The sequence below is a fragment of the Pediococcus damnosus genome (genome assembly GCF_001437255.1).
GTDB lineage: Bacteria > Bacillota > Bacilli > Lactobacillales > Lactobacillaceae > Pediococcus > Pediococcus damnosus.
Genome location: NZ_JQBD01000069.1, coordinates 1 through 10461 on the forward strand (window position 1 = coordinate 1; position 10461 = coordinate 10461).

General features: G+C 40.6%; 10 protein-coding genes and 3 pseudogenes. 10 read left to right on the top strand and 3 right to left on the bottom strand.

From position 1 onward, the window contains the following. Both IV84_RS08090 and IV84_RS08095 read right to left on the bottom strand, forming a co-directional pair. Positions 1-589: pseudogene (locus IV84_RS08090) on the bottom strand (ISL3-like element IS1165 family transposase); the annotation flags it as partial. A 284-nt stretch (positions 590-873) separates the two neighbouring features. Continuing rightward, positions 874-1518: a TetR/AcrR family transcriptional regulator gene (locus IV84_RS08095; protein WP_003679973.1), complete on the bottom strand. Its 645-nt coding sequence runs from the start codon at positions 1516-1518 to the stop codon at positions 874-876. Positions 1519-1765: 247 nt separating this feature from the next. Between IV84_RS08095 and IV84_RS08100 the strand changes: the two genes are divergently transcribed. Continuing rightward, positions 1766-3142, top strand: a complete 1377-nt coding sequence (locus IV84_RS08100; protein WP_100212880.1) for an Nramp family divalent metal transporter — start codon at positions 1766-1768, stop codon at positions 3140-3142. A gap of 185 nt (positions 3143-3327) precedes the next feature. Then, positions 3328-4236 carry a magnesium transporter CorA family protein gene (locus tag IV84_RS08105; protein ID WP_056986380.1) on the top strand — a complete coding sequence of 303 codons (909 nt, stop codon included), beginning with the start codon at positions 3328-3330 and terminating at the stop codon, positions 4234-4236. Between the two features lie 167 nt (positions 4237-4403). Here IV84_RS08105 and IV84_RS08110 read toward each other — a convergent pair whose 3' ends face one another. Next, entirely contained in the window at positions 4404-4943 is a 540-nt protein-coding gene (locus tag IV84_RS08110; protein WP_056986381.1) for a DUF5776 domain-containing protein, read from the bottom strand. Between the two features lie 194 nt (positions 4944-5137). Here IV84_RS08110 and IV84_RS08115 point away from each other — a divergent pair, with 194 nt between their 5' ends. The 8 genes and pseudogenes from IV84_RS08115 (at position 5138) to IV84_RS08145 (ending at position 10424) form a co-directional block, all read left to right on the top strand. Then, positions 5138-6127 (top strand): IS30 family transposase, encoded by a 990-nt coding sequence (locus tag IV84_RS08115; protein ID WP_004561985.1) that lies wholly within the window; start codon positions 5138-5140, stop codon positions 6125-6127. 260 nt (positions 6128-6387) lie between these two features. Further along, positions 6388-7413 carry an IS30 family transposase gene (locus tag IV84_RS08120; RefSeq protein ID WP_010619295.1) on the top strand — a complete coding sequence of 342 codons (1026 nt, stop codon included), beginning with the start codon at positions 6388-6390 and terminating at the stop codon, positions 7411-7413. A gap of 180 nt (positions 7414-7593) precedes the next feature. Further along, positions 7594-7764 carry a hypothetical protein gene (locus IV84_RS10915; RefSeq protein WP_155515909.1) on the top strand — a complete coding sequence of 57 codons (171 nt, stop codon included), beginning with the start codon at positions 7594-7596 and terminating at the stop codon, positions 7762-7764. An 87-nt stretch (positions 7765-7851) separates the two neighbouring features. Then, a pseudogene (locus tag IV84_RS11080) lies at positions 7852-7977 on the top strand (IS5/IS1182 family transposase); the annotation flags it as partial. Positions 7978-8136: 159 nt separating this feature from the next. After that, positions 8137-8337 carry a hypothetical protein gene (locus IV84_RS08130; protein WP_056986382.1) on the top strand — a complete coding sequence of 67 codons (201 nt, stop codon included), beginning with the start codon at positions 8137-8139 and terminating at the stop codon, positions 8335-8337. Positions 8338-8772: 435 nt separating this feature from the next. Next, positions 8773-8958 (top strand): annotated as a pseudogene (locus tag IV84_RS11435) (short-chain dehydrogenase); the annotation flags it as partial. A 363-nt stretch (positions 8959-9321) separates the two neighbouring features. Continuing rightward, entirely contained in the window at positions 9322-10113 is a 792-nt protein-coding gene (locus tag IV84_RS08140) for a ParA family protein (protein ID WP_056986383.1), read from the top strand. Between the two features lie 71 nt (positions 10114-10184). Continuing rightward, positions 10185-10424, top strand: a complete 240-nt coding sequence (locus IV84_RS08145; RefSeq protein ID WP_010011603.1) for a hypothetical protein — start codon at positions 10185-10187, stop codon at positions 10422-10424. Positions 10425-10461: the final 37 nt, after the last annotated feature.

Consider the following 10461-nt stretch of genomic DNA (forward strand, 5'->3'; position numbering starts at 1 on the left):
TTCTATTAAGGCGGTCGCTAAGTACTTTAACTGATTTGTGAGTGTCGGCGTCAATGCAAATAAACGGCATGGAGCCGTGCGTGGAACGGAATTCATCAAAGCATAGATTAATCGGTAACCGGCGGCTCGCGTGTGGATGAATATTAGCCGTCAAAATACGCTGAACTGAGTTTGTCGAAATACCGGTGAGACTGGCGATAGTCTTAGCCGGGAGTGATTTACTGGCTAGCTTCAGCACATGAGTCGCTAGTCCGTGACCGATGGCGTGGTTGGTTGATACCACTGGAGTGGCGGCCGTACAAGTGCTATGGCAGTTACTACAACGCCAGCGTTGCTTGTTTAGCTCTAGAATTACGGGCCGGTCCATGGGTCCTGCAATGTGGACATGAGTGAGCTTGTGTCCGTTAGGGTGCAACGTATTGTATCCACAGCTGGGACAGCGCCTGAGTGTGTAGGTAAGCTCTGCCTGGATGACCAAATACTTTTTGCGACCCGAGCCCCGACCATGAAATTCCTCACGAGTACCGAACACCTGAATGTTTGTGTCTGTAATTCCCAGTAATTTAAGTGTATTATCTAGTTGAGACATCTATTCCTACCCCGCTTATCTTGAGTTTCGTCGCTTAAAGCATAGCACTAGGGAGGCTTAGATGCCTTTTTTGTTATCNTGAAATACGCAGCTTGGTTTGCAACGATTGTTCTAATTGGGTTAAATATTTATCTAATCTTTCAAACAATTAGTGATTTTTTGTGAAATTAAGCTTAAAAGATGGGTCATGAGTGAGTATAACCTGTAAATAAAATAGATGAAGTTAAGACAATTCAGTTGAATTATCCTAACTTTATCTATTTTTTATCGCAAATATTGATAACTTACAATCGGGGATTTAATGCCTTAACCAGTGCGGCCACCGCGTGATTGACCGCCTTGTCGGTTGGTTGAATATGAAAGAAGATGAAGCTGATCACCATGCCACCAATCAGTGACCACATGATCTGCATGATTTCCCAGTTATCCCAATTGACCATTTTATGCGTAGCTTTAAGCAGGTTGAGATTATCGTTAATTGTGTGCCAATAGGCATCTGGAAATTTACTCAAATACTGTTGACGAACCTGATCATCGTAAACCATTTCGGAAATGAAGATTTTTAAAACATCTTGATTATCCTCTAGAAAATCCATTCGATCTTTGACGAGTGAATCGACAAATTCATGGAGACTGAGGTCTTTTGGGATGGGTTCACTATCAGTAAAACTTGATAATGTTTCAGGGAAAATCGATTTCGCAACGGGTTCGATAATCGCGTTCAGCAAGCCGCGTTTGTTGGTAAATTTGCTGAAAATATTGCCTTCCGCGACATCTGCTTTGGCTGCGATCTCTTTGGTACTGGCGTTGAGATAGCCTTTTTCGGCAAAAACTTCAATTGCCGCGGTGTAGATCTTAATTTGCTTGTCAGTCATATCATCAAAGACGTGTGCATCTGTTAGTAGTTGTAATTCAGTATGATTCAGCATGGTTAACCCCTCAATATGTTTCAATTTTGGAATTGAACGAGCAAACCTATCATAAACTTGGATTATTTTAAGTTTGATCATTCATCTGGTTTAAGTATACACTCAATCTTTCTCATTTGTTAACTAATGATTAAAATAGATTTTGGCTGACCTAAACTCATTGATGTGTATAATAGGTTGTGGGAATTGATTGAGTGCTCACTCAAACAACTGACCTGAATTCAACTCAATGAAAGAGGGTATTGATATGCGTGAGAGCGTAGCAGAAGAACCTAAGCATAAATTTTTTCAAAGTACAGAAGGTGAAAACAAGAGTCTGGATGAAGTTAACGGCAGCGTTAAAGTTCCGAAGAATGCCGGCTTCTGGCGAACATTATTTGCCTACACCGGTCCGGGAATTCTAATTGCAGTGGGGTACATGGATCCTGGTAATTGGATTACGTCAATTGCTGGTGGTGCCCAGTTCAAGTACAGCTTATTGTCGGTTATCTTAATCTCCAGCCTAATTGCAATGCTGTTGCAATCAATGGCTGCTCGGCTGGGAATTGTCACCGGTAAGGATTTAGCTCAGCTGACCCGGGAAAGAACCAGTAAGACAATGGGAATCATTCTTTGGTTAATTACCGAATCAGCAATTATGGCCACGGACGTTGCGGAAATTATTGGTTCCGGAATTGCTATCAAATTACTATTTAACATTCCGTTAGTCGTTGGCATTTTGATCACCACTGCTGATGTTTTGATCCTGTTGCTTCTGATGAAATTGGGATTCAGGAAGATTGAAGCAATTGTTGCGACACTGGTTGCCGTTATTCTGTTGGTCTTCACCTACGAAGTATTCTTAGCGGGACCGCAACTTGAACAAATGTTTGCCGGTTACATGCCGACCAAAGACATTGTCACTAATAAATCAATGTTGTATTTGGCACTTGGTATCGTTGGTGCAACGGTGATGCCCCATGATTTATATCTGGGTTCGTCTATCTCACAAACCCGGGCAGTCGATCGACATGATCGTCAGGATGTGGCTAAAGCCATTAAATTCACGACGATTGATTCCAATTTGCAACTGACAATTGCATTCATTGTCAACTCTTTGCTGTTAATTTTAGGGGCTGCGTTGTTCTTCGGAACCAATAGCACGGTCGGGCGATTCGTTGATTTGTTTAATTCATTGAACAACTCGCACATTGTGGGGGCAATTGCCAGTCCAATGTTGAGCATGCTGTTCGCGGTGGCTCTACTTTCCTCAGGTCAAAGTTCCACGATTACCGGGACGCTGTCAGGCCAGATCATTATGGAAGGATTCATTCATCTTCGAATGCCATTATGGGCGCAACGGTTACTTACTCGATTATTGTCAGTAACGCCAGTGTTGATTTTTGCCATCTATTATCATGGCAACGAAGCTAAGATTGAAAATCTGCTGACTCTGTCACAAGTTTTCCTGAGTGTCGCTTTACCATTTGCGATTGTGCCATTGGTTAAATTCACCAGTAGCAAGGAATTAATGGGTGAGTTTGTGAATAAAGCCTGGGTTAAGTACAGTGCTTGGGTAGCAACAGTTGTACTGGTGAGTTTAAACATTTACCTCATCTTACAAACTGTTGGCGTGATTGGTTAAAAGAAAGTTGATTAACATCAGCGATAAATCAATTGGATTGATGGCTAATGTTAGTAGCCTTTCGTTTAAAAGATTGATCCTTATTTTGGGTCAATCTTTTTTTAAATAAAAATTACATTTTTCCTTTAATATTCGGTATGATAGAGATAACGCATTGTTAAATAACGATTCACAGGAGAGTTCGTATGATTAAACCTGAAAAAGAAATCCGGGGAACCAAGTGGATTGAAACGGTTCGCTTAACCCCTGAAGAACGTCAGCAGTTAATGAAAGAGTACGGCATTGATGAGGATATTATTGAGTACGTTGTTGATAAAGATGAAAGTACCAATTTTGTTCACGATATTAACGAAGACGATCAATTGTTTATTTTTTTGGCGCCATATGTTTTGGACCGCAAATTACTGCGGTATATTACCAGACCGTTTGGGATTCTTTTACACAAAGGGGTTCTGTTCACCTTTAATGAGAGTCGGATCAAGCAGGTCGATGATGCGTTTCAGACGGCTGCTGAAAATCCGGAAGTTCAAACGGTTGACGCTTTTATTTTGGAAACGTTGTTTGCCGTGGTTGACAGCTATATGCCAATTTCTCGGGCGGTTACCCGCAAACGAAATCATTTGGATAAAATGCTCAATCGAAAGACCAAGAATGCTGATTTAGTGGCATTATCTTATTTACAACAGACACTGACCTTCCTGACCAGCGCGGTTCAGTTAAATTTGAACTTGCTTCAACGACTGCCGAATACCTACTTTGGTAAAAATGCCAATCAGGAAAAGCGTGATTTGTTTGAAGATGCCACGATTGAAGCCGAACAGGTTCAGCGGATGATTGAAATTGAAACCCAAGTTGTGGATCGCATTGATCATACGTTTAATAGTATCGCCAATAATAATTTGAACGATACCATGAAGTTTTTGACGATTTGGTCACTGACAATGGCCGTACCGACAATTATTACCGGCTTCTACGGGATGAATGTGAAGTTACCGTTAGCGACTTTACATGATGCTTGGATTATCGCCATTATCATTTCGGCTGTTTTGATTGTTTGGCTGTTGATCATGCTACGGCTGCATCATAAAATGTAAGCTATAAGGATTAGCGGGTCAAAAAAGGATCAGTCACGGTCGATTGCCGATAACTGATCCTTTATTTATTAAGATTGGGGTGAAAGGCGATTACGCTGGAAGTTGCTTTTCTGCCCATGCTTTCTTGAGAATAATCCTAGATTGTTTTATTGAGGAAAATTTAGTAGCTACATTGCCTTCACAAATAGTTTGCTGGCGGTGACATAACCACCGGATGCAAGTCGATACGCAATGTTGCCGTTGTTAAACTTCTTGATCTTGCTGACCTTAAGTGACTGATGAAATTGAAAATGGTTCATCTTATTTTTAAGGGTTGGTGATTGGTAACTATTTATCCCAATGGTATCGGTGACGATGATCCGTTTTGATTTGGGTAGGGAGGCATAAAACTGCCGAGTCACATAGTCTGTACCATCGTCAAGCTGATATCGCAGAGCGTCCGTACTGGATTTTTGGGTGCCGGTAACCACTAATTGTTTAGATGGATGATTAATTCCGGTAAGGTTTTCTGCGGTGAAATCGGTAGTTTTAAAAGAATGGACTTCCTTTTTAACAATAATTTTAAATGGTGACACCTTGGTTGTGGCTGAGCCGTAAGCCGTGTTTTGCGAAGATGCCGCATTGGCGGGCTGTGATTGAGCAAGCAAGCCGCCACTAATGATGAGTAGGGCCGCTGCCATAATGGCTTGATGTTTGACTGTTAACATAAAAATACCCCTCGTAAGTTGGATTTGTCATCCCTATCATGTTCTTTGATGACACTCTTAACATAACAAGGAGATGTAAATTTTTAGACCTTGAATTTACACTTTAAGTGCAACACTAATTAAATAAAGAATGGCCCATGGCCAAATTTCTGTAAAATGATGTTTGCGAAAACAATCATGAAAGGAATTTAGCCATGGATCACTACAAGCATATTACCATAGATGAACGGGAAACTATCTTTTTAATGAGGAATCATGGAAACTCACTTCGTGAGATTGCCAGCCATATCAAGAAAAGTTACTCAACCATTTCTCGAGAATTAAGCCGTAATTCTACTGGTAAATCCTATTCACCTTCGAAGGCTCAGGAGAAGTACAAACAGCGCAAAGGCAACTGTGGCAGAGTCTCTCTTTTGAGTAATCCTCAGGTGTTTGAAGTGGTGAGAGAACACTTCTGCGAAGACCTTTGGTCTCCGGAGGAAATATCGAATCGCTTGGCAGTCGAAAAGTATCCGGTGCAGATCAGTACCACGACTATTTACCGTGGGATTTTCAATGGCTTATTTGATAATTTGTTTAAATCTGGCAGCTCTAGTGCCGTGCGCCATCTAAGGCATCACGGCAAGTCTCGCCACAATAAAGCTTATCAAGAAAAGCGAGGCAAGATTCCAATCCCCAACAAGATTCATGATCGTCCGCGAGAAGCTGACAACCGTGTAGAAATTGGTCACTGGGAAGGTGATACCGTGTTAGGCAAAAGCGGAAAGGCTTGTGTCGTTACATTGGTTGACCGAAAATCTCGTTACCTGCTTATTGGTAAAGCTGCTAAAAGAACTTCAGAAGCAGTCACGGATACTTTGAGCGACTTAATGAAGCTATGGCCTGGTAGATCGTTAACGATTACCCCGGATAGGGGTAAAGAGTTTGCCAAAGTTCAATGTTTAACTGATAAGTTTGGTACGCCCTTCTACTTTCCCGATCCTCACTCTCCTTGGCAACGAGGAACTAACGAAAATACTAACGGCTTGCTTCGCGAATATTTGCCAAAAGGAACTGACCTTGATTCAATTACTGACCGCCGGATACAAGCATATGCAGAACAAATGAATAATCGTCCCCGTAAATGTCTCGGATGGAAAACGCCTTATGAAATATTCTTTAATGTAGTGTTGCACTTAATTTGACAATTCAAGTGCTTGCATCAAGACAATAACCTCTTTCATTTTTGTGTTGGAACATCAATGATAACAGAGATTTGTCTTGGTGTTTTTTATTTTTTCAATTAGCTGGATCTAATTGGCTAACTTGATTATAAAACGCGCGTCCCTCGATTTAAAATTGAAGTGCAACACCTGCTCTACTAGACCAGTTCTTTATTCAGACTAGTCAAAAAGGCCATGAAGACCTATTCTTAATTCACCACAAACAAGAAAGAGGTATCTTCATGACCCGAATTAAGAATATCATATCTAATCAGTATCACCAACTCAATTTAGCTGAACGTGGTCGAATTGAATCCCTAAGGGACTTAGATTGGTCTATCCGCCGGATTGCCCAGGCCCTTCATCGTAATCCCAGCACGATTTCACGTGAATTAAAACGTGGGACAACGACACAGATTAACGCTAGTACTCATATCTTTGAACAGTCATATCTGGCAGAAACTGGTGAAGCAATTTATCGTAAGCACCGACTAAATAGCTGTTATCGTGGACTCTTTGATCATTGTCAAACCTTCTGTAATGCTTTGGTGACAGCTTTAAAAGCGCGTCCCAGGATGCATAGTGTGGATACTTTTGTCCACCAATTCAAGACTGATCACCCAAGGCTTGTCTGCCCCTCAACACCGACGGTGTACCGGTATATTGATGACCAGCGTTTAGCTATCCGCAATTCAGACCTACCAGCTAAACTACGTCGCCGGATTAAATGCCCCGGGGCAAAGCATCATCGAATCAATAAGAAAAATCTGGGCCATTCAATCGAAGAGCGTCCCGCCATGGTTCAAGCGCGTCAAGAGCTTGGACACTGGGAAGGTGACTTGGTCAAAGGCAAACGGGTTGAATCTGAGCCAGCATTAATGACTTTGACTGAACGTGTTAGTCGCTTAGAGATCATCGTTAAACTTCCCAATTATCATGCCGACACTTGCTTGAAAGCCCTCCAGAATACCTTATATGACTATGGAACCGAGCACTTTAAAACCATTACTTTTGATAATGGTGCTGAGTTCTCAAGCTTGAGTCAAGTCAAGGGAACTGACATCTACTTTGCCCATCCTTATTCACCATGGGAACGTGGAACCAATGAGAACACTAACGGCCTTTTGCGCGAGTTCTTCCCGAAGGGCAGATCCTTGGCTTCGGCCTCACTCATTGACATTCAGCTGGCTCAAGATACCTTAAACAACCGGCTACGGCGGTCATTGAACTATCGCTGCCCAGCCGATCTAATGCCTGAACTAGCTTAGCAACTAGACCACTTCTAAGAATAGATTCTCAGTGTTGCACTTGATTTGACAATTGAGGAAGATTAAATAATTATATTAATCTTAAGTTATTTACAAAGATATACAAAATACCCCACAAACACATGTGAGGTATACCCCCAAAGTTAAAGTAAAAAGCTTTAACTTTGGAGGTATTTTTTTATGACCAAGATTTCAAAAGCCCTCAAATTGCGTGCCCTGATCGACTACTTTGATGATCAAGGTAGTCTGAGAACCATTGCTAATAAGTATCAGATATCACTGGGACTCTTTAGAATGCTGGTTGCCGCTTATCAGACACATGGGGCTAAGGTTCTGTTTGAGCCACCCTAAGTAACGCCGCAATTTAGAATTCAAATTGCCAGCTGGGCGATTAGTCATCATGCCTCATATAGCCAAGTGGCCGCTAAGTTTGGCTATGTTGAACGATCCTTTAGTTGGATATAAAAATGTCGACGACTGTGGAAAAATTGCGAAAGGCAGTTACATACGAGCGCCACAATGATGACCTTAGCCTTTATGTCAGTTCTATTGCGGCGCTTTTAAAGATTTCAAACAGTTTCTAAGAACAACATTACTAGAAATTAACCAACGATCGTTTAAAGTTAGCAAACACCGTATCAAGGCTTGCTGGATAATTTGACAAATTATTCGGACTAAATTTGCAATCTACCTATTGCATATCTATTCGCGGAGGCAACTCAAATGGGAACAGCAAAAGAAGCGAAAACAATTTTAGATATGCTAACCTACAGATTGGCGAAATCACTGGGGATTCCCAACTATGGGATCAAAAAGGGCGGCACGGCAGATATTGCTGTATTTAATACTAACAAACTAAGAAATGTGCTGCTTGAGAGGCCTCAAGTAATAACCCTGTACAAAGCTGGAAAACAGATTTACTAAAGTTCAATCCCATTACTCTAACAACTATTGCTTGGTCACACCCTATCAAAGATGTGCGAAACAATAAATAGTAGATTAAGTTGACACCACCCGTTGAACGGGGGGGTGTCAACTGGCAAGCAATCTCAGACGTGGTGGCTGACTGAATCTTTTCCGTTGAGACTGCCACAATTTCTTTAGCCATGGAGCATCATCTTCAATTTAATTGATGCTCCAACTGTATCAAAAGGGACGCCCTCATTAGAAGACGTTCCTTGGTTTATGCTTACCTTTATCGATGGTCTCCAAGAGACCTATGAAACTCAAAAAGAGGAATCTCACTAAGTTCTATCGTTTCTTTACGGCTGATAATTTGTTAAACAGAGAAATTTTCACTGATTCAAATAAGCTCAACTCGGTCAATTTTGACCACTGCCGAAACTTAGCTGATCACAACTAGCCTCTACATCTGGAACTGGTGGACATCCAAGCAATGCCTCAGGCGTAATTGTCAGTAACCAGGCAATTCTTTTACTGGTCAAAGGGCTTGCAATTGAAATGGCTCCGCAGTAATGGGTCAATGCTGTTGCCCCAACTTGGACGGTAACTGGGTTGTGGAGGGATCTTATTCGTGAACAATTGCAGCCCGTGTGCCGCTCTTTTTTTGGAAGCTTTTTTAGGCTCATTTGAACGTCAGAAACAGCACCTTTCCCTAACCAAGGAAAGGAATTACGATGACTGTAAGCCTCAAGACGATCCCCTGCTTGTAGCAATACAAACAGGAGTGTATAACGTCGATGTGACCCGAAACACTGGTATTAAGCGGGCAACCTTTATAAGATACTGAAAGCAATTTAGTGTTAAAAGATAATGAACTTAGCTAGTCTCTACAAAGTATTTATGAATACATACCATATGCATTAATTGTACATATAGTCATTATGTGTTATTATGTTTATAATGATATTCGTTAAGCATACTTAGTATATATGAGGAGGAGTACTAATGGAAATTATCACATTTTCAGCTATAAAAGGCGGCGTTGGTAAAACTACCCTAGCTTTTAATTATGGTGAGTGGTTAGCAAAAAATGGCAAGCATGTTTTATTTATTGACTTAGACCACCAAAGTAATTTAACCCAGACTTACAACATTTACGACAATCAAGACACCGTTGGCAACATTTTCTTAGATCGAGGGAAAGTCAAAATACATGAAATAAGTGCTTATATTAGTATAATTGCCGGAGATATGCACCTTGACGATATTGAGCGTACCATTGAAAATAAGACTAACAAAAACATGTTCCTCTACATGTGGTTGTCAGATAATTATGAACGTTTAAATTTAGGAAAATTTGAGTATATTATTTTAGATTGCCACCCAGATTTTTCTACTGCTACCAAAAATGCAGTCATCATCAGTAATGCTATTCTTAGTCCAATCACGCCCAGTGAACATGGGTATAATGCAAAATTTAACCTAGAAGAAAGAATTAACGAGTTACGCAAAGAAGCCATTGATTACTCTACTAGAAAATCTTATGTCACGACCAAATTATTTTTTATCGCCAACATGATTAAACACAACACAAGATCATCTCGCGAGTTATTAAAAGCCTTAAAAGGCGATTCCAGTGTATTGGCTACAGTTCCAGAAAAGGAGCTATTCAATCGTTCAACGTTGGATAAAAAATCTCTTTCAAAAATGGCTGAAGACCACAAAACATATATTGATCAACATGAATTTTTCGACAGTATGGACAAAACATTTAATGAAATCACGGAAAAATTATAAATATTTCGTACACGTATCAATCACATGTATACTCAATACGTGTGCATGTTAATTATAAAGGAGGACTACCTATGGCATTCGATCCAGAGAACAAAAACATAAAAAAGGCACTACAAAAAAATGAAACAGAACAGCCAACTGATACTAAAGATAAACTTGTTATTCCTGTTTTTAAAGATGAAGAGGAACGTACTAAGAACTATACCTTTTCACTTCAACCTAGCGCACGCAAAAGACTTGACGGTCTGGCCAAAGAACATAATTTTAAGTCTGCCTCCAAATTTTTAAATGAGCTTATAAAAAATATGTGATGTCACTTTAAGCCTTGTGGTGATAAGTCAAGTATGT

Excerpts from the sequence above, each read along its gene's own strand:
- IV84_RS08095 (WP_003679973.1), bottom strand. The coding sequence starts at position 1,518 with ATGCTGAATCATACTGAATTACAACTACTAACAGATGCACACGTCTTT.
- IV84_RS08100 (WP_100212880.1), top strand. The coding sequence starts at position 1,766 with ATGCGTGAGAGCGTAGCAGAAGAACCTAAGCATAAATTTTTTCAAAGT.
- IV84_RS08105 (WP_056986380.1), top strand. The coding sequence starts at position 3,328 with ATGATTAAACCTGAAAAAGAAATCCGGGGAACCAAGTGGATTGAAACG.
- IV84_RS08110 (WP_056986381.1), bottom strand. The coding sequence starts at position 4,943 with ATGTTAACAGTCAAACATCAAGCCATTATGGCAGCGGCCCTACTCATC.
- IV84_RS08115 (WP_004561985.1), top strand. The coding sequence starts at position 5,138 with ATGGATCACTACAAGCATATTACCATAGATGAACGGGAAACTATCTTT.
- IV84_RS08120 (WP_010619295.1), top strand. The coding sequence starts at position 6,388 with ATGACCCGAATTAAGAATATCATATCTAATCAGTATCACCAACTCAAT.
- IV84_RS10915 (WP_155515909.1), top strand. The coding sequence starts at position 7,594 with ATGACCAAGATTTCAAAAGCCCTCAAATTGCGTGCCCTGATCGACTAC.
- IV84_RS08130 (WP_056986382.1), top strand. The coding sequence starts at position 8,137 with ATGGGAACAGCAAAAGAAGCGAAAACAATTTTAGATATGCTAACCTAC.
- IV84_RS08140 (WP_056986383.1), top strand. The coding sequence starts at position 9,322 with ATGGAAATTATCACATTTTCAGCTATAAAAGGCGGCGTTGGTAAAACT.
- IV84_RS08145 (WP_010011603.1), top strand. The coding sequence starts at position 10,185 with ATGGCATTCGATCCAGAGAACAAAAACATAAAAAAGGCACTACAAAAA.